The sequence below is a fragment of the Sphingopyxis macrogoltabida genome, from assembly GCF_001314325.1.
Lineage (GTDB): Bacteria > Pseudomonadota > Alphaproteobacteria > Sphingomonadales > Sphingomonadaceae > Sphingopyxis > Sphingopyxis macrogoltabida.
Genome location: NZ_CP009429.1, coordinates 707,406 through 725,761, shown reverse-complemented (window position 1 = coordinate 725,761; position 18,356 = coordinate 707,406). Strand labels below are relative to the sequence as shown.

The 18,356-nt window shown below is 60.0% G+C and carries 24 protein-coding genes; 9 read left to right on the top strand and 15 right to left on the bottom strand.

Going from position 1 to position 18,356, the window contains the following annotated elements; genetic code table 11:
• Positions 1–225: 225 nt before the first annotated feature.
• The 13 genes from LH19_RS03565 to LH19_RS03510 form a co-directional block, all read right to left on the bottom strand.
• The gene (locus LH19_RS03565; protein ID WP_039575641.1) at positions 226–432 is read right to left on the bottom strand and encodes a hypothetical protein; all 207 of its coding nucleotides are present in this window, start codon (positions 430–432) and stop codon (positions 226–228) included.
• Positions 433–471: 39 nt separating this feature from the next.
• Positions 472–903: a hypothetical protein gene (locus LH19_RS03560; protein ID WP_039575644.1), complete on the bottom strand. Its 432-nt coding sequence runs from the start codon at positions 901–903 to the stop codon at positions 472–474.
• Between the two features lie 74 nt (positions 904–977).
• Positions 978–2,381: an ATP-binding protein gene (locus tag LH19_RS03555; protein ID WP_234716071.1), complete on the bottom strand. Its 1,404-nt coding sequence runs from the start codon at positions 2,379–2,381 to the stop codon at positions 978–980.
• 392 nt (positions 2,382–2,773) lie between these two features.
• Positions 2,774–3,256 carry a hypothetical protein gene (locus tag LH19_RS03550; protein WP_039581098.1) on the bottom strand — a complete coding sequence of 161 codons (483 nt, stop codon included), beginning with the start codon at positions 3,254–3,256 and terminating at the stop codon, positions 2,774–2,776.
• A 68-nt stretch (positions 3,257–3,324) separates the two neighbouring features.
• Positions 3,325–3,786, bottom strand: coding sequence for a hypothetical protein (locus LH19_RS03545; RefSeq protein WP_039575651.1), 462 nt, complete (start codon positions 3,784–3,786; stop codon positions 3,325–3,327).
• 11 nt (positions 3,787–3,797) lie between these two features.
• The gene (locus LH19_RS03540) at positions 3,798–4,442 is read right to left on the bottom strand and encodes a hypothetical protein (protein WP_039575653.1); all 645 of its coding nucleotides are present in this window, start codon (positions 4,440–4,442) and stop codon (positions 3,798–3,800) included.
• A 66-nt stretch (positions 4,443–4,508) separates the two neighbouring features.
• The gene (locus tag LH19_RS03535) at positions 4,509–4,778 is read right to left on the bottom strand and encodes a hypothetical protein (RefSeq protein ID WP_039575656.1); all 270 of its coding nucleotides are present in this window, start codon (positions 4,776–4,778) and stop codon (positions 4,509–4,511) included.
• Positions 4,775–5,392 (bottom strand): hypothetical protein, encoded by a 618-nt coding sequence (locus LH19_RS03530; protein WP_145923342.1) that lies wholly within the window; start codon positions 5,390–5,392, stop codon positions 4,775–4,777. Before LH19_RS03530 ends, LH19_RS03535 begins: the two co-directional genes overlap by 4 nt.
• Positions 5,349–5,825: a hypothetical protein gene (locus LH19_RS03525; RefSeq protein WP_054724971.1), complete on the bottom strand. Its 477-nt coding sequence runs from the start codon at positions 5,823–5,825 to the stop codon at positions 5,349–5,351. The genes LH19_RS03530 and LH19_RS03525 overlap by 44 nt, the downstream gene beginning before the upstream one ends.
• Before the next feature lie 132 nt (positions 5,826–5,957).
• A complete protein-coding gene (locus LH19_RS27660; RefSeq protein WP_081997376.1) occupies positions 5,958–6,197 on the bottom strand; it encodes a hypothetical protein in 240 nt (79 codons plus the stop codon).
• A 61-nt stretch (positions 6,198–6,258) separates the two neighbouring features.
• Positions 6,259–7,113: a Mom family adenine methylcarbamoylation protein gene (locus LH19_RS03520; RefSeq protein WP_039575664.1), complete on the bottom strand. Its 855-nt coding sequence runs from the start codon at positions 7,111–7,113 to the stop codon at positions 6,259–6,261.
• Positions 7,110–7,499 (bottom strand): hypothetical protein, encoded by a 390-nt coding sequence (locus LH19_RS03515; protein ID WP_052208316.1) that lies wholly within the window; start codon positions 7,497–7,499, stop codon positions 7,110–7,112. Before LH19_RS03515 ends, LH19_RS03520 begins: the two co-directional genes overlap by 4 nt.
• Before the next feature lie 56 nt (positions 7,500–7,555).
• Positions 7,556–8,749: a hypothetical protein gene (locus LH19_RS03510; protein ID WP_039575666.1), complete on the bottom strand. Its 1,194-nt coding sequence runs from the start codon at positions 8,747–8,749 to the stop codon at positions 7,556–7,558.
• A gap of 211 nt (positions 8,750–8,960) precedes the next feature.
• Between LH19_RS03510 and LH19_RS27655 the strand changes: the two genes are divergently transcribed.
• The 9 genes from LH19_RS27655 (at position 8,961) to LH19_RS03460 (ending at position 16,672) form a co-directional block, all read left to right on the top strand.
• Positions 8,961–9,757, top strand: a protein-coding gene (locus LH19_RS27655; protein WP_407696735.1) for an IS5 family transposase whose coding sequence is annotated in 2 segments (ribosomal slippage) — positions 8,961–9,333 and positions 9,333–9,757 — 798 coding nt in all. Because the reading frame shifts where the segments join, the coding sequence is not laid out codon by codon here.
• Between the two features lie 306 nt (positions 9,758–10,063).
• Positions 10,064–11,353: a hypothetical protein gene (locus LH19_RS03495; RefSeq protein ID WP_145923341.1), complete on the top strand. Its 1,290-nt coding sequence runs from the start codon at positions 10,064–10,066 to the stop codon at positions 11,351–11,353.
• Positions 11,350–11,919, top strand: coding sequence for a GNAT family N-acetyltransferase (locus LH19_RS03490; RefSeq protein WP_167346265.1), 570 nt, complete (start codon positions 11,350–11,352; stop codon positions 11,917–11,919). Before LH19_RS03495 ends, LH19_RS03490 begins: the two co-directional genes overlap by 4 nt.
• A gap of 5 nt (positions 11,920–11,924) precedes the next feature.
• Complete coding sequence (locus tag LH19_RS03485) at positions 11,925–12,389, top strand: ASCH domain-containing protein (RefSeq protein WP_156343995.1); 465 nt, start codon at positions 11,925–11,927, stop codon at positions 12,387–12,389.
• On the top strand, positions 12,376–13,914 hold the full coding sequence (locus tag LH19_RS03480) for a GNAT family N-acetyltransferase (RefSeq protein WP_167346264.1): 1,539 nt from the start codon (positions 12,376–12,378) through the stop codon (positions 13,912–13,914). The genes LH19_RS03485 and LH19_RS03480 overlap by 14 nt, the downstream gene beginning before the upstream one ends.
• A complete protein-coding gene (locus LH19_RS03475; RefSeq protein ID WP_054724960.1) occupies positions 13,911–14,483 on the top strand; it encodes an ATP-binding protein in 573 nt (190 codons plus the stop codon). The genes LH19_RS03480 and LH19_RS03475 overlap by 4 nt, the downstream gene beginning before the upstream one ends.
• A gap of 164 nt (positions 14,484–14,647) precedes the next feature.
• Positions 14,648–15,235, top strand: a complete 588-nt coding sequence (locus LH19_RS27650) for an ATP-binding protein (RefSeq protein ID WP_082395399.1) — start codon at positions 14,648–14,650, stop codon at positions 15,233–15,235.
• A gap of 19 nt (positions 15,236–15,254) precedes the next feature.
• Complete coding sequence (locus LH19_RS03465; protein ID WP_054724956.1) at positions 15,255–16,088, top strand: bis-aminopropyl spermidine synthase family protein; 834 nt, start codon at positions 15,255–15,257, stop codon at positions 16,086–16,088.
• Positions 16,085–16,672: a hypothetical protein gene (locus LH19_RS03460; protein WP_054724954.1), complete on the top strand. Its 588-nt coding sequence runs from the start codon at positions 16,085–16,087 to the stop codon at positions 16,670–16,672. The genes LH19_RS03465 and LH19_RS03460 overlap by 4 nt, the downstream gene beginning before the upstream one ends.
• On the opposite strand, the gene LH19_RS03455 is transcribed toward LH19_RS03460, so the two are convergent.
• Positions 16,652–17,314 (bottom strand): hypothetical protein, encoded by a 663-nt coding sequence (locus LH19_RS03455; protein WP_054724952.1) that lies wholly within the window; start codon positions 17,312–17,314, stop codon positions 16,652–16,654. The genes LH19_RS03460 and LH19_RS03455 overlap by 21 nt on opposite strands.
• Positions 17,307–18,299, bottom strand: a complete 993-nt coding sequence (locus tag LH19_RS03450) for an ImmA/IrrE family metallo-endopeptidase (RefSeq protein WP_054732950.1) — start codon at positions 18,297–18,299, stop codon at positions 17,307–17,309. The genes LH19_RS03455 and LH19_RS03450 overlap by 8 nt, the downstream gene beginning before the upstream one ends.
• Positions 18,300–18,356 lie beyond the last annotated feature (57 nt).

Genomic DNA, 18,356 nt, shown 5'->3' with positions numbered 1-18,356 from the left:
GCGATGACCGGCGTGCGTGGCAGCGCAGGATCGTCCGTAAGGCAGGGGCGTAGCCAGACACCAGACGCGAGGCGGGCGAGCGCGGCAGCCATATCAGCGGTTCCGGCAGTCGAGCGATCGCCGCAAGAAGTGGTGCGAATGATGTGGGCGTGAAGATGTCATCGGCGAAAACCCTTCAGAGGATCGTGCCAATGACCCCGCCTTCCCTCCTCCGCTTCGGGCCGGTCAGGCTACGAGGGTTGTCAAGTTTTCGCCCTTTTCGGGCGGCCGCGACGAAACCCTGAAGGGCCGCAGCGCCTCCCCGGTGCTCACGATGAACTGGATACAGCCGCTGGCGAGGCGGTTCCTGACAGCGACCGCATAGCAGCGCTCGAACGAGGCGAGTTCCGCGCGCCGCGGCGACAATTGGGTCGATGGTTCAGCGTTCGCCATGACAAGGTCCAGTCGAAGGGAATGAAGGGAGGCCCGCCTTCAGGCGCCGACGCGTTCGATCTTGAGCCGGAAGGCATCGCCGCCTTCGAGCACGATATGAATATGCGCGGCATCGATCCTCGAACTGGTCGCGATGCTGGCGATCTGGGCCTGCGTACCGAATGTCTCGGACACGATGTGCGCCGGGCGCTCGTCCGGACCGCACCCGACGTCTTCGCATTTGTCGACATGCGTCTCGATCAGTTCGGAAATGAAGGTGGCCATCGTCGAAAGGCGCGTCCTCGCGGAGCCAGCGTCGCCACCCTCGGGAGGACCGAGGTCGCGCAAGATGGGCGCAAGGGCATCGTTGATCAGGATCAAGAGATTCGACCGCCCCTCGGCATCCATTCCGGCGAGCAGCGAGGATGGGATCAAATTGTTGACCGCATGGGTCGCGTTGTCGATGAGATTGTCGAATTCATCTTCCGCCACGGGAGTGACTCCTCGGGAATCGGGCCGAGCGGGCGACCACCGGTTCGCCCGCTCGGATCAGGGTTTGGGCATGGTCATGCCGTGGTGATTTCAGGGTCAGCGTCATTGGCCGTCAGCGCGACCCGCACATCGCCTTGGTGGGCCTCGAGCGTGAGCCGCCGCCCGATCGGGATCATCCATTGAACCTCTTCGGCGAAGACGGCGCGGATATTCTCCGCCAGCGCTTCATCGGCTCCAAGAAGCAGTTCATTTGCAAATTTTCGGGCATCGCGCTCGAAATCGCGTTGCTGGGTGCGCCAGCTGTCGCTGATGCAATCCTCGTCGTAGGCGAAACAACAGTCCTCGATCTTCTGCGCAAGCGCCGCCGGTGCGATAGAGGCTCCTTCGCGAACGAAGACATGGGTTTCATCAAGACTCGTTCCGCCATTCGCGCAGACCAGCATATCGACCGGGAAGCACAGCGTCACGATCGGCTCGTCGGAGGCGGCGCAGCGGACGACTGGAACTTCGAGCGTGATCATTGGAACGCGTCCGGACAAAATGTCCGGGAAAATCACATCGCCGTCGGCGTAGTGAATCTGCCGCCCGTCAATCTCGGTCGCAAAGGACAGGCCCGTGACGCGGGGAAGGCCATCATACCATGTGTAGCCCGAGAAAGCGTCCTCGGCGCGGACGGCACGCAAGCCGAGCCGATCTTCGGTCAGCAGCGGCGCCGCGCATTGCTCGATATCGGCGTCATGATCGGGAACCAGGATCATCGGGACGGCCTCGATGCGGGCGCCCTCGGCGCCGCCACGATCGTCCGCGGTGCACGGGCGCCATTCGTAGAGCCAGGCGCTGGCTTCGGGAAGTTCGATGCCGAGGTCCGCGGCGCGCTGCCAGTTCTGGAATGAGAGACGATGGCTGCCCTCGGATCCAATCGTTCGATAGATGGCGGTCTGAACGGCGGCCCGCAGCGCGCCCAGTGCGGCATTGTCGACCACTTCCTTGCGCGCGGGGAGCACGAGCTGCAACGATGGGGCGTCGACGATATCAATCCGGGCGGTCCACGGATACGAAGCATCGACTTCTTTGACCGACGGCAATCGACAGGCGACCTTGACGCCGTGAAAATTGATGCGCGGCTCATTCACGAGGTCATAGCTGCCCCGAAAGATGCCGATCCGGCAACCATTCCATTCCTCGACGCGATGGGCTCCCTCGAGGAAATCTTCGCGCGGCAGAAGTTCGCCGTGAAAATGGATCGGAAGCGGGAAATGCCGCGCAGCGGCCTCGACCTGGGCGCGAAGATTGCAGAGCCATTCCTTGGGCATGGCGATGATGATCTCTGTCCCCGCCCGGATCCGACAGCTTTCAACAGCCAGAGGCTGCGTTCCTTCCCAGGCGTCCGCTGGGATGGTCATTGCCCAGCCCTCGTCTGCGACCCGCGAGAAGGACCGCACGGTCACGGTCCTGCCGGCAAGGCTGAACACACCCATGCCGGCCGGGTCCTCGCGCTGCGCGATCTCGTCACTCCAGCCAGAGCGCCCAAGCGTGACGAAGGAAGCAGGGTCGTCGACACCGCGGCCATCGTCGGCGATGTGGAGGCTCGAGCCGCCCTCATGATCGCGCACATGAACTTCGATCCGTCCGGCGCCCGCGCGGCGGGCATTCTGGAACAGCTCGTTGAGGACATCGGTGATCGTCCCGTTGAACAGGCGCGATACCTTCGTGATGAGTTCATCGCCGACTGATGGACGAATCTCGCTGGGAAGCGCCATGTCAGGATCTCCGGTTGCCCGGCAACATCATTGCTGCCGCATCGATCCGCTCCCCCCTTCCCTCCCGGCATTCGGGAAGCAGGCGCATAGGCCCGCCAAGATGGCGCCCGTTATCGGCTGCGGCGAATGGCTCGCTCGGCTTCGGTTTCGACATAGACCTGTTGTGAGCGACCGCGGCGGCGCTTGCGGATGCGGCCATCGACATGGGCCTCGGCCCAGCGCCGCGCCTCGGCGGCGCGCATGCCCGCCGCGCATTCGTCGGCCTGCTCGAAGATCGTATAGGCAAGCGCATATTGCTCGCGCTCGGGAAGAGCGAGCAGGGCCGAAGCGACCGGCAAAAGCCCCTCGTAGAATTCGAGAACATGGCGGCCGCCGCCATGGTGCATCAATATGGCGAGGCGGCCCTTCTTGCCGATGCCGGTCGGCCTTGCGACCATCACATCGTGCGAGGCATAGGTGACGCCTGCGCTGCAGCTGTCCGGTTCCGTCGGATAATAGACGCGTTCATCGCGTGCCGGTAGCGGGTGCGCGATAATATCGTAGCCGTCGAACGTTTCGACCTTTCGTATGTGATTATGTCCGATAACGGTCATTTCAGACCCTTTCTTTTTGAGTGACTTCATGACGAGGTTGCAGGTTTCGTGGACTCGGCCGGCCGACATCAGGCGGCGCGCAGATTGTCGCCCTGACGCAGACCGAGGTCGAAGGCCGTGAGAATGTCGAGGTTGGACTCAAGGCGATCGAATGCGGCCGTGAGGTCCGCGATTTGGATCCAGACGCACGCATCGCCTGGGTCATGGTCGAGCTCGAATATGATCGGCACCGAGTCCGCGGTCATCTCGGGGAAGATCGAGCGGATGATCAGCAATTCGATCCTGCGGCTGAGCGCCCCGATGCGCGGCGCGAGGGCCGCACGTTCGACGGGGCTCATCATCAAATAGCGCTCGGGCGCCACGACGGGCGCCACGCGAACACATGCGATCCGCCCCGCGACCCTGGGCGCTACCGAAACGCCGCCCATTGCGCGGCGTTCAGCCGCCACGCCGTCGACGGGGACCAGGACGCGGTAGACATAATGGGGCGGCGTCCCCGCGAGGCGGGAACGGGAGACAAGGATTTCCATCGATTTACTCCTCAGGCGACGAGCCGCAGGGGCGGCGTTCCGGGATTGGGGAGATGGAGGTCGCGGCGGATGCGGACGGCGAGGCGATCGGGCTCGAGCAGTTCGCCAATGGCAGCCCAATGATTGCGGTCGCCGCAATAGTCGCGTCGTCCTGCAACACGGCGGAACATCACCTCGCGGCCCGACCCGATGCCGAGGCCGAGCTGGACATAGATGTCTTCGCCATGAAGGATGATCTCGCCGCTGACGGCGATGCCGCCCTTGTTCGAGCGCAGGTCATAGCTTCCGTCGGCGAGGCAAAGGGCGTCGCCGAGTCGCTTCAACGCCTTGCGGCCATCGCTATGGAAGAGCTTCTTGGCCTGCTCGTCATAGCTGACGCCCTTCTGCGCGAGCACCGCAAGGGCGGATTTGCCTCGCATGTCGGCAATCCGGTCCATGCAGACGCGGCGAAGCAGACTGTCATTCTCTCCCAAGTCTCTCGCTACGGCGCCGAGATGGCGCGCGAGCAAAATCACGGCCGGATCGAGATCGTCGGACTTACCGGCGTTCCGGCAATCTTTGATCGCGGTGGTCAGCGCGTGGAGACAGGCCGGAAGCGTCGACAAGCCCGAAGGATCGAGCGCTTGCTGGAATCGGAACGCGATATCGTAGGCCATGGAATAGGCTCCTGCCTCCGGACGCCCCATCGCGCCCGCCCACGCCCATCCCCCTCTCCTCCCGCTTCATTCGGTCAGCTCCGGTCCGCTATTCTCGATCAGCTCGGCGCAGCAATCCTCGTTCTGGACGCCCATCGGGCTGGTGCCGGGATCGAAGATCATCTGGAGGCAGGCGCAGATATCGGGCTTGTGCTGCGTCCCACACATCAGTTCGAAATCGGGCTGGTCGGCGATTCCGTTCGTCTTTTCATAGGCGGAAAAGGCCGATTGCCACATGATTTGCTCGTCCCACACATCGACATAGTGCGTCACGCTCGCGCTGGCGATGCCGGTCACGTCCTCACTCCCGGGCGGAGCGATCGAAGGGTTTCGTCCATCATCTCGCGGGTCGAGGCGCCGAGAATTTGCGTGTCGCTGATCACGAAATATCCGCCGCCATGCTGGCCCGGCCTGAACTTGTCGCAGGTTGAGGCCCACTCGAAACCGAATGGCAGCGCGCTTTTGCAGACCTTCTGGATCAGCGATGCGATCGCCTGAACATCGGCTTCATGTCCGCGAATGAACGCGACGAGGCCCGTATCGTCGCGCTCTTCGTCGATTGTGATGTCCGCATCGAAAGTAGGAACATCAGGATCGAGCCAGAGTTCGAGGAAGGACGCGAACGGATTTTCCTCCTGATCTTGCTTTGGGAATGTTTTGCGGAAGGCATCGCTGCAAGCGGCGCAGAGTGACTCGAGCGCCTGCATCGCCGCGCGCGATGATTTGCTGAAACCGGGGGACAGTTTCTCGGCGACAAGAAAGCATTCCTCGAGCAGCGATGCTTCTTCGGGCGTGACGGGCACATTGAAGGCCGTCTCGACATAGTTGTTGGCCATGTTCGGATTCCTTGGGGTTCGTGGCGACAGGTCATTTCTGTGAGAGGAGAACCTCGACGGCCTGGGCGAGCACATCGCCGCTCGCGCCATTGACGATGACCGCATCGGGATTGGTCGCCCGGACCGCGCTGATGATCGTGTCCACCGGGCGCTTGCGAAGCGGGAACTGGTAGATCTGACCGCGCTCGATCGTGACGAGACAGGTCCGCATCAGCCGCTTCAACCGGCGGCGTTCGAGTTCGCGGGCCAGGAGATCGCCGACTTCGACCTCGAGGTCGTGATCATAGCTGAACCTGCCGAAGGATCGCGGCGGCCGGTTCGCGAGCAACCACTGGTTGACTTCCATCTCGGTCCAGCGGCCGATCTTGTGGAAGAAGTCAGCGCCGCCCTTCCCCTGGTTGCGGGCATGGAAGGCCAGTTCGCCATCGATATAGACGTCAGCCGTGTAGGCGCTGGTTTCCTGAGACAGAGCGGCATTATAGGTGATGCGGCGAAGTTCGATTTTCATGGGTGGCGCCTCCTGAATTGGACGATCACCCAAGCCCCATCCCCCTCTTCTCCATGCAGCTGCCACGATGGCTGCGCTATCGGTCGCTGTTTGCCGAGAATTTCAGGCCGTGCTGGATTGTCGAGCCTGAGCTCAATTCGATGTGCGGAGAGTCGCTGTTCGATCGTACAGGTCGAGGAGGATTCCCATGCTTGCGGCTTCCGAATAGGTGAGATCGCGGTGGTCATCCGTATCGGGACCGATTGCCAGTTCGATTACAGGGTGAACTGAGGCAATTTGTCCTGAAGGAAGCCGAAACTGGTTCTCGATGCCTGGTATTGGAGTGGTGCCGTCAGGCACGTCGATCCGACCTTGAATCTGGATGATGTGCATTCGCTTTCTCCCTGAACGAACGGATTTTGGGGCCGCCAGCACCGATCGCTGAAGGGACCGCCTAGGCAGCGAGGTCGAGGAGCGGGAGCTTCGTGACGTCGCCTTCTGTCGCCGCCCGGTCGAGAATGGGATACGGCAGGCTCGGCACCGCCGCCTTCGTCAAAGGAAAGAGATAGGCGTGGCAGCCAGGATGGCGCCGCCGTGTCAAAAGGCCGGTGCGTTCGAGGCTGGCCAGCCATTCGCCGCGGTCCTCGCCGAAGCGCGGCGCGCGGGCACCGGCTCGGATCAAATCCTCCATCGCATATCTCTGACCGCATTCGGCATTGCGGATCTTGGATATTGCCCGCGACGATATGGGGCGGCCATCGGGCAGGATGAGGTCGGTGCACGCGCTCGATCGGCCGATATAGCGGCTTCCCATCACCGAATAGAGGCCGCCGACATGGCCAGGAAGGAACACGTGTCCGTCTGCATCGACGCGCCTGACCGGGTCGGCATAGGATATGACCGACAGAATTTCGGGTTTCTCACGGCGGAGCAGCCGGAACGCCCGTGCCACCAGGAACGATTCCGAATTGGCGCCCTGACTGTCGAGTATGACGAGACGTCCAAGATCGCACGCCGCGCGCGGATCGCCGAGACCCGCCGTTTTCGGAACGCTTGCATTATTGACCGGGTGCGAGAAGACGCAAACGCCCACGAGTTCCGATCGTCCACCGCGGCCATTGGCGAAGAGGCCGACCGAGAGCCGTGCGACCGGCATCGACCCCGCATAATGATGTTCCCTGACGAACGGCGCGGCCTCGCGCCGGGTATCGATTATATCGACGGACAGGGTTGCGGGGTCGATTTCCGCAGTGCCCGGCACCCAGCGGCACCGGCGCTTGCGCCACCGCTGGGTCCGGTCGGTGATCATTCCGGGCTGCCCGCGCCGTCATCGGTGGACTGGGCCGAAGCCCTCCTTGAAAGGTCAGGAACGCGCGGGTCATTGTAGATGCTATCGAGCGACAGATCGAGCGCGCGGTGCTGGGCGCCATTGGGCGTCGAAGCGTCGATCGTGAAGACCTCGGTCGCGAAGCAGTCATCGCCGCTGTAGAAATCGACGTCGACGACATAGGTGATGATATCTGCCGGAGCGGTCGGCGACAGCAACTTGTCGAGCAGGTCGATGACGGTGGATCGCAGACCGTCGATATCGGGATCGAAATCTTCCCACGTCACATGATCGGGGCATTCGTCGACGAGATAGTTGGACATGAGGTCCTGCATCGTCGCAAGCAGGATGTGGCGTGCGTCGGCCATAGTTTTCCTCATTCGAAGGGGGACCGCCGGACAATCGCGCCCGGCGGCGCTGGATGTCAGTGGACGGCTTCGAGGAGCTTGCGGGCCTTGCCCTCGGTATCGAGCCTGCTGTCCTGGTGGGTCTTGGTGCGGGCGAAGGCGGTGATGCCCTGCACGAAGTCGTAGATGCTCTCGGGCGGACGGCCTTCCTCGCTGAGCACGGTTGCGACGATCTTGGCGGACTCGGCCTTGGAAAAGCCCCGCTTGCGCAGGAAATCCTCGCGATCTTCGTCCTTCCTGGCGACGATGCGCTCGCGCGCCGCCTTGATGCCGTTCACGAAGCGCATCGGCGAGGAATCCGCGAAATTCTCGAGCGCCGGTGCGGCCTCGTGCGCGAAGCGGTTGGCCGCGAATTTCGAGTGGCGAATTTTGACCTCCTCGAAATTCTCGACGCCCCAGAGGTTCCGGTTCATGCAGACGGCGCGGAGATAGAAGGTCGCCATACCGAGCGTTTTGGCGCCGACCTCGGAGTTCCAGCTGTAGAAGCCGCGAAAGTAGAGATCGGGTTCGCCGTTCGGAAGCTTGCCCGCCTCAATCGGGTGCGTGTCGTCGACGAGGAACAGGAAGACGTCGCGATCGGACGCATAGAGCGTCGTCGTGTCGCGGCTGACGTCGACATAGGGATTATAGTGCATGTTCGACCAGTCGAGCACGCCTGGAACCTTCCACCGGGTCTGCCCGACGCCATCTCCGGCGATCTTCATCACCGCAGCGACGAGTTCGTGATCGAAGATCCGGCCATAGTCGGGACCGGTGGCAGCGCGCAGTTCGGTCCGTCCATCGTGGGTCTGGTAGAGTTTGACCTGTTCGGCCCGGTGCGCGACGAGCCCGTGCTGAAGGTTGATCCCCGCGAGCGCCGCGGGCAGTTCGCGCAGATAGGATGCGGGTGCGCTGACCAGGCTGCAAAGCTGGCCGAACGACCAGTTGGTTGGAGCAACGGGTCGTTCCTCGCCGGGGACGATGAGCGAGAGGCGTTCGGGCCTGTCGCTGCGCGCCTCGACGCGGATTTCCTTGCTATCGACGACGCGTGCGGTGGAGCGGTCGGCGCGGGCACGAACGGCCGCGTAAAGCTCGGTCAGCGAAAGATAGCGCTCATCGTCGGGGCGCGAGAACCATTCGGAAGATACGCGCCCGATATTTCGGCCGCGGGAGATATCGACGCGATAGGCGCCTGAAACGGGATTTCCAGTTGTGGGTGCGAGCGTGGCCACGGTGGCTCTCCTTGGTGGGATGGGTTGCGCGGAAGGCCGATCAGCCTTTGGACGCACTCCGCCCTCACCCCCCTTCCTCCTCTGAACGAGGGAAGCCGACGATCAGTCCAGACGGTCGAGATCATTCCGAATTCAGGCTAGGTCACAAACTCATAAATGGGATTCCCTTTTTGGGGTGGTCGTGATTCAAGCTCCTGGAAGGGAGCTTATGATGAGCGTGCGTCGCTACGAGCTGTCGGATTTCGAGTGGTCGGTGATCGAGCCGTTGCTGCCCAACAAGCCGCGCGGAGTTGCCAGGGTCGATGATCGTCGGGTGCTGAACGGCATCTTCTGGCGTCTTCGAACCGGTTCGCCTTGGGCGGACATACCTGAGCGCTATGGCCCACCGACGACCTGCTACAACCGCTTCGTTCGATGGCGCAAAGCGGGAGTTTGGGACCGCATCTTCGAGGCGGTGTCGAGAGCCTATGAAGGCGAGCTTCAGATGATCGATAGTTCCTCGATCCGCGTCCATCAGCATGGCGCGAATGCAAAAAAAGGGGTCCGAAGGAAGCCGAGGCTGGGGACGACGCTCCAGCCCGATGCATGGGGCGCTCGCGGGGCGGACTGACCACCAAGATCCATGCGCTTGTTGATGCGAACGGCCTGCCGATCATGCTGAAGCTCACCGAGGGCCAAGCCCATGATGGCCGCAGCGCCGCCGACATGCTCGACGCGATCGGCGAGGATCAGATCCTCCTTGCCGACCGCGCCTATGACAGTGACGCGCTGCGTGAGAAGATCGCCGGACAAGGTGCCTGGGCCAACATCAAACCTTTGCCGAACCGGAGGAAGGTGCCGGCATTCAGCGCCTTCCTTTATCGCTACCGAAATCTCGTCGAGCGCTTCTTCAGTAAGCTCAAGCACTTCCGAGCCGTCGCAACTCGATACGAGAAGCACGACGCAAACTACCTCGCCCTCGTCAAACTCGCCTCAGCCAAAATCTGGATGCGATTTATGAGTCGGTGACCTAGAGCGTCATTCGCAGCCGGGCCGCTAAAGCGGCCATTCCCGCTGCCACGGCCAAACAGTCAAACTGGTCAACCGCTCACGAGTCTGTTTTGAAGCAGTTCTGGCCGATAGCAGACTGGCGGTTTTATGGTGGCCGAGCCAAAGGACCGGACATTGCCAGTTGTGCCCGCATTATAACAGTCGATCCGCCGGTTGGGCGACGTAACGTATCTGCGGAGTCACCATTAGGTGCTCGACAAGTAAGCAGAAAATGTAGTTCTTCTTCGACTAGACTCTTAACCTGTCCCGTTTATGAACCTGCCAATGAATGGCACTCTAGCTCTATGGTATGAAAGCAAACGGGACCCGGATTCTGACGAGCGGGTCAACGCCTGCACCGCAGCGGACACCGGCATGGAAGGCGAGGTCTGCGACAAGGCTACAGCGGGCCCACAAGCGGAGGCTAGCGAAGAGGCAGGCGCAATCGAGGGGCCCGGCGCGAGAGAAGAGGTTGACCGACCCATTGTTCCGCCGTTGGTTCGGCTGCACGTCAATTTGTGGCGCGACATAAGCAAGAAATTCAATTTCCTCGACATCGGCTTCCATCTGGAAGAGACGGCTGATCTTGACCGGCTCTACCTTTACCTGCCCGCCCCGATCGAGATCGCATCTATTTATGATCTCAGCAACGCGCTCAAAGATGCCGATACGCTAAATGCCGTGTTCAACGAGGTTGCAGCCATTGAGCGCGAGGCTGACGAACACTTCATTATCAAGACCGACACGAGCCGGCGCATCATCCACCATGTCGATCCGGCGCGCGACATATCGGTTCTACCCGTACCTATTCCAGGCCGACCCTGCGGGACGACGATCACGCTCAAAAGCGCGCTGTGCGCCAGGATCAACGACCAGAAGAACAGGGCCCCGCAGCATTATGTCCGGCTGCGTATTTTCCTGCACGGCGATGCGCAGAATCTCTTCACGACCGAGGACGGTGCGACGAGCCTCGGCCTGTCGCTCACGCAAGACATGCTTGAGACGACCGAGTTCCGTCTGAACGAGCGGCGAAGCTTTCCGCATGTCATCCTCGAGCGGGCTGCTGAAGGTCAGGTACGCCTCGAATCGGTCCATTATTTTCTCATCCGTAGCAAGGACCACCAGCTTGGCAGCCAGCACCAAAACTTCAGAAAGGTGCGTCACCTCGAGCCCGATATCTGGACGAGCTATCTGCTGGTAGGGCAGCCGGCACCGCGCAAATGGAGCGGAAAGCCACGCGCTGACGGGATGATAATCTATCAATGGCGAGCCATTGCGCGAAAAGATAAGGCCACGAATAAGCCGGTCTACCTTGACGATTTCATCGCCTACGCGAGCTTCCGCATCGCGAAGGACAAGATCCTTGCCTATTTTGTGGCTGCGCTTGCGATTGGCGGCGTTGGTAGCGCTCTTCTCAACGTGGGCCTGTCCGGCCTGGCAAGGTTTCTCAAGATCTTCGAATGGGGTCCGCTCGGCGTCGGCTGGTCCAACCTGATTACGGGTTTCATCCTCGGGCTAGCCGCACTCGCTCCGATGTGGTTCTCGAAGCTGAAGCGATGGTGGCGGAAACTATGACGATGGAAATAATCGGGCGCCCCTTCCCAGTTCGCCCTTGCATCGCTATCATTGGGTCAATGTCCTGCACCCATCCAATTGCGCCCTACCTCGCCAACGCCCATGCGCGCGATCAAGGAGTTGCGGCATGGCAGGAAGCCTGCGCGGTCTGGCCGACTCTGGCCCCGTTGAAAGCGACCTACCCGGGTTTCAGCAGCTGGTACTGGAGCAAGGTGGTGCCCGGAATCTTTCGAGGTACGCGTGCCATTCTCCGGCAGGGGTCGCTGAATGCACCTTCGGGCCTTGCGATCGTCAAGCGCGACGCTGCCGAGAAAAAGATCTGTACTTTGTGGGTTTCCGAAGCGGGCCGAGGCCGAGGCCTTGGGCGCGAGCTGCTCGAAGAGGCGATCGACTGGATCGGCGACGATCATCCCCTCTTCACGGTTCCGGCTCAGCGCTATGACGAGTTCCAGCCCCTGATGGAGCGGTTTCGCTTTAACGAAACCCAGCGCCTGAATTCGCTCTATCGCCCGGGCGTGGTGGAACATATCTACAACGGCCAGTTCAGCGCCCAACTGCAATCGTGAACGGCATGGCTTCGGGTGAGACCCAGCGCGCAGTCGCTGCGCGCGATGCAGAGAAGGCGCTGCTGGTCAGCATCCACAGCCATTATGCCCGTCTGATCCTTTCAGGAGAAAAGCGTGTGGAACTCCGTCGCCGCTTTGATTCCGAAGCCGCCGGGAGCCGGATGCTGATCTACGCGACATCGCCCACAGCGGCAGTCGTCGGTCATGTCGTCATCGACAACGTCGAGTGCCTGTCTACCGACGAAATCTGGCGCCTTTACGGCAAGGATGCCGCGATATCGGCAGAAGATTTCCGCAGCTATTTTGCCGGCGTCGAAGATGGATGCGCCGTGTTGCTCAGCAACCCTAAGACATACAAGGAACCTGTGCCGCTTCAGGACTTGCGGAGCACGCACGGTTTGACGGCGCCGCAATCCTATATCTTCCTGCGCGATGCGCATCGCGAGCTTATCGCGCATGAGCAAGACTAGGGCGCTGATTGATACGAATGTTCTGATTGCGCTCGAGGACCCCGGGCGTACCGACCCGGTCGCTGCCGAGCTATGTCGCCGGTGTCAGGCGGGCAATGTGACATTGCATATCCATCCAGCGATGCACGACGATTTCAATCGCGATCGAAATGCCGTCCGCCGCCTAGTCTCGTCGTCGCGCATGGAGAAATATCCGTGCCTCGCATCAATCCCACTCCCTCCTTGGGAAGTGCTCGAAGAACGATACGGACCCGCGCGAAATGATAACGACCGGGTCGATATTGCTCTGCTTCATGCCTTGTCGCTCGACGCTGTTGATGTTCTCGTCACGCAGGACGACGGGATACACCGCCGCGTCCGCGGCTCGGAGCTCGACGATCGTGTTATGACGATCGCCGACGCGGTCGCATGGCTCAAGGCGTTTCAGGATACCGTCGATGACGATATCGCCTTGGTTGGCGATGTTCCCGCGTACGCCATAGACGTAGAGGATCCGATTTTTCGCAGCCTCGAAGAGGATTACCCACCGTTCAGAGACTGGTGGCGCAACAAATGCGTTGCAGAGCATCGCGACTGCTGGATCATCCGTGGGCGTGACGGGCATATCGATGGGTTGATCGTTCGCAAGATTGAAGATGGAGGCGAGATCGGTCTCGATCCATCGCTGCGGATGCTCAAACTATGCACTTGGAAAGTCGCAACGCGGGCGCAGGGTCACAAGGTTGGCGAGTTGCTGCTGCGAAAATCGATCTGGCACGCCCAGCTCAACGGCATCGGCGCTGTGTATCTTACCACCTTTCCGAAGCAGACGATGCTGATCGAACTTCTAGAACGATATGGCTTCGAGATTGCCGGCACGAATTCGGGAGGAGAATTGATCCTCTTGAAGCAGCTTCCGTCAGCTAGGCTCGACGCTTCTCCGGAACCCATTTCCGCCGGCCTCGTCCGGACGCGATATCCGAGGTTCTGTATCGACGCGCCTGTCGGTCTCTTTGCAATCCCCGTTCAGTGGCATTTTCACCGGCAGCTGTTCCCTGAGGCAGCGAGGCTAGTCCCGATGCCGCTATTCAATGACGAGAGCCGCGACGATCGCGACGCAGGAAGGGTGCCAGGAAACACCATCCGCAAGGTCTATGTCTGTCGCTCGAAGATTGCGTCCCTGCGCGCCGGCGACGTTATCTTCTTCTACCAGTCGAAGGACGAAGCCGCCCTGAATTCGCAGTCCCTGACGACGGTCGGCGTCGTCGAGAATTTGCGGCGCGCGAAAGATGCACAGGAACTGATCCGGTTCACCGCCGGACGCTCTGTCTATTCGGAACAGGATCTCCGCGCGATCGCGGAAGAGTCGCCCGGCGGCGTCGCGGTTATCGATTTCCTGCTCATCCGCCATCTCGATCCGCCGATTGGCCTTGCCGAGATGACCCGGTCCGGCGTTCTGAAGGCTGCGCCCCAATCGATCACGCGAATTGACCGGGCGCGATTGGATCATATCCTTCCATCCATGAATTTCGGATTCGCGCTGTGATCAAGGGCCCGGTGATTGCGATCCTTGGCCTCTCCGGATCGGGAAAAAGCTATCTCGGGCGCAGCATCGCTCGGGCGCGGCCGGAATACTTGCGCCTGAGCGCCGGCGGCCTGCTGCGCCGTTCATTCCACACCACTGGCGAGAAGTTGAGAACCGCAGAGGGCGACGATGTCCGCGAGAACCAAACGGAATTAGCGGGTGCGCTGGCCGAGGCCCGAGCCGGGCAATGGAAGAGGCCCGTCCTGCTCGAAGCGCACAGTTTTATCGACAACGACCGCGAGCTCATCGACGTACCGGCCGAAGTCATGGCATCGCTGGATCTTGCGGGGATCATATTGATCGACGTACCGGCCGAACAAATTGCGGCACGGCGCACGACCGACAAGCGCAAGCGTCCGCAGCGCTCGCTAGCCGAACTCAAGCGTCAATGCGCAAGATCGAAGTCGCTCGCGAACGACTACGCCTCCGACCTCGGCATCCCCTTGATCGCGGTCAATTCGGGGGAAAAAGAGCGCGTCCTAACTTTTCTTGACGCGCTGGAGGCGCCACCGCCAACTGAAGCCGGATAAATGATGCTGGTAGCCAAGCTCATCGAGCTAACCCCTAGGGCACAACGGTCAAATATATAGCGCTACAAAACTCACCAACTTGGAGTAACTTTTCAAACTCTTCTTGACTAAGACACGGATTTCGCGCCTTCTCGACATTCCTGCAGGCGTATTGGGGAAGTTGCTTGCCTTCCTACAAAGTTATCTATGTCACCGGCGCGCCAGCCTCCGGCAAGAGCTCAACGATGGCGCTTCTTAGCGAGAAGGTGCCTGGGATTAATGTGTGGGAATATGGCAGTCGATTGACAGACTTCCTCAAAAACCGCGGGTCAGACCTGCGCAATCAGGATGAACTTCGGACTCGTTCTGCCAGTGTTGCGCAGCCATCCGACATTGATGAGCTCGACGATGAGCTGCTGAGCTGGACCGTAGCGAGCAGGCTTCGCGGACACACTGTAATCGACAGCCATCCGGTTACAAAAGAGGATTATGGATTCCGCGTAACCGCCTTTTCCGTCGACCGGTTTCAAAGCCTCCACCCGACTGAGATCTGGTTGTTTTATGTGGCTCCAGAACTCACAGTCGAACGGATTGCACGCGACCCAGCCGGTCGGCCATCGATATCGATCGAAGAGGCAAGGATGCATAGCTTCGCCCAAGCGTCAGTCGCCTGCACATTCGGAATTGCAGTAGGTTGCCCAGTCTACATGTTCGACACGGCCGTCGATCAAACGACACTAGTTGATAAGCTGGCTATCCGACTGTCAGAGTAAAAACCTCGGAGGGGTCCGAATGAAACAAGTTGATTTGAGGATGGCGGTAAATGCGGTTTCCGATGTCGTGCAAAATCGACCGCGGCCGTTGCGCGAATTCGATCAGATCCACATGAAGACCGGTGACATGGTGATGCAGAGCGAGATTGTCGCAGAGTGGGCCAACGGCAAAAGATTGGCGTTCATAGGTGACGGCGACGCTGTAAGCGTATGTGTGGCCTATCTTCAGGCGCGTGACGTGCTGGATTTTGGTCCGAGCAAGATCACGGTATACGATTTCGACGAGCGTACAGTCCAGGCCGTCAAAAGATTTGCCGATCGCGAACGGCTCGAGAACCTAGATGCGGAACTCTATAACTGCTTGGACGCCTTTCCCGATCGCCGAAAATACGACTGCTTTTATACCAATCCCCCGTGGGGAGCGTCGAACGGCGGCGAAAGCGTCAATGTATTTGTGCAGCGAGGAATCGAAGCGGTAAACTTCGAGGGCGAAGGTATGATCGTCATCGCCGACGATGACGAGCTTACTTGGCCCAAGGAAGTGTTGGGCAATGTGCAGGCCTACGCCTCGCAAGCGGGCTTCTACGTTTCGCGTATGCAACGAAAATTGCATGAATATCATCTAGATGACGCGCCCGATCTGAAATCCTGCAACCTCTTCGTTAGTGCGCGGCCCGGCAACGCCAAAAGACTGCGGCCAAGCCAGGCCGTTACGGATCCAGAAAAACTCAAGAACTTCTATGGCCGCTCGCAAGAGCCGTGGGTGCACTATGTCAGGGAGAAGAAGAAGCCCGACTATGGTAAAGCTCCCGAGGAAGAATATGCTCTGGAGCTGTTGGAGAAGAATAAATGAGCGAGATCATCCATCCCGGAGCGGCGCTGCTGTTCATGAAAGTCGGTACCCATGCACAGGAGAGTCTCGCGGAAATCATCGCCCGAAAACGCGCGGAGATTGAGAAAGTCGGTCATACTCTCTGGGGCTATGGCGGAAATACCTGCCATCCGAGCACAATGGTGCAGCCTTTCGCGCGAACCTATTCCGAGCGGCGAGAACCAATCCATTTGGTCATGGAAGAAATGGAATCCAACCATTTCGCCGAGCCGTTATGTGCAGCGGAGTCATCGGTGGACGGTCTCAATTGGACGCCCATTCCTGATGCTATCGAAGTGCGTGGCTCTCGATACGCTTTGGTGATCAAAGATTTGCAGATGGCCGATTTCATACTGCCGCTGAACCAGACGGTCGTCCCGGTCGGGCCAAGTAGCGGACGGCTCGGAAGCCGATATGTGAACGGCCGAGTAGACAAGGCGTGCTTGGAGGTTCTGCCTCAACCGGAACTGACAAACGAGGATGCTGGGAAGGCTGCGCGGCCAATCAACTTGATTGCGGAAATGATGGAGCCTTACGCGGTGTTTCTACGAAACTATCGCCAGTAGGCGGTCGTCGGCGATCAACACCTCGCCAGAAGCCCCCCGAAGGTGCTCGCTGTAGCTCAGCAATCCATTAAGGATATCTTCGAGGCCGATGGCTGGAGCCGAACAAGAGAAGCAGTTTGCAATCGCCTTGTCTGCTCCGGGCTCGGAACAGACGCGACGTCGAAGCTCGTCATGAGGGATCATCGCGGTCAGGAGCATCATGAACTGCTCAAAACACGCCACCCGGCCATGGGCCTCGGCGAGCAAAATCCCGGATAGCGCGATGATCGCGCGCTTATCTCCTGTCACCAGAAGAGGACAGCCTCGCGAGATCATAATTGCGACTAACTGGCTCTCGCCGGTATCGAACTCCAATGACGCCGCCGCGGCTCTTTCTTCAAGGTCGGCAGCAAGTTCGATCTCGCCGTCAGACGGCTCGAGAAGCATGGCTTCGTTGAGAAAGATATCGAGAGCGCGAGCCGCAGACTCGCGGTCGACGAGATTGCTGGCCCGTGCGATTACGGCCTGAAGCGTGTATCTTGCAATCTTCAGGATGCCAGGTGGCAGTTCATCGATCGTTGTCCTAGCCAAGGCTTCAGCGTGGCTCTGGTAGGCGCATGCCTTCAAAACCACGTCATTGTCTAGGAGGACAGGCTCAGCCACGAATATCCATAATATTCTGAAGATATTCTGCGCTTTCGGACCCGAGTTCACCCCAGTCGATCTGGGTGCCTGCATATGCGTTGACGTCTTTCCAGATCGGACCGGGTTGGCCGTAAATGAACTTCAGCGCAGACATCGCCATTGGCCAAGCTCCGGTACGATGAGCGACACATAGCGCCAAGGTACCCGGCTCAATGTGATACGAGGGCGCCGCCCGAATTACTGCATCCGCCAAAGTAGGGGCATTAAAGCTTGTAAGGCTTGTTGTGATCTCGGGATCGGGTCGCCCTGTCAGCAGAGACAACGCAAATTGATCAGCTTCGCTCTCTTGGTCATCAGGTTCAACGACTGTCGCAGGATCCTTCAAATCTACCAAGGCAGGGGCGTCGCGCAGATGGCCGAGGACGGCATGTCCAAGCTCGTGTGCCAAGGTAAAAGCGATTGGGGCTGGATAACTTGCATCTCGGCCGAGCAGGATCGCAAACCGATCGTCGACCCGCACGACCATCGCGTGCATCGATTTCGCCTCGAGGGGAAACACCCTGAGGTGAATGACGGGGATCCCCACTGCCCAACAGAGAGCCAAAAGACCGCCAAGATCGACGAACTGCTGGCTTGTCAGCATGGCCTCCCGGATGAGGAATGCGTCGAGACCTTCCAAGCTTCCCGGCCTCGGCGTCGCTCGAACCAGCATTCGGCCAATTGTCACGCCAAACGACGTCAGCGCCGCGCGCTGCGCTCCATCTTCAGTGGAAAGATGTTTGAATTTAGCCTCATCGTTCCAAACAAACTCGACACGTTCGCCCAGCAGACCCTTGGGGGATACGCCGAGTTTTCTGGCAAGCGCAAAGCGCAACTCTGCTCGCCCGGACGGATCTGCGGCGAGTTCGTCGCGCCACCAAGAAGGCCAGGCAGCGTCGATTACTTGATCGCTGAGGCCAGCTTCACGAAGCCCGCGCCGAAGTTTTGAACTATCGAGGTCCAATTTCCGCCCATAGCCATTCAAAGGACTTGCCGGGTAGCACGACCACGCGGGGATGTC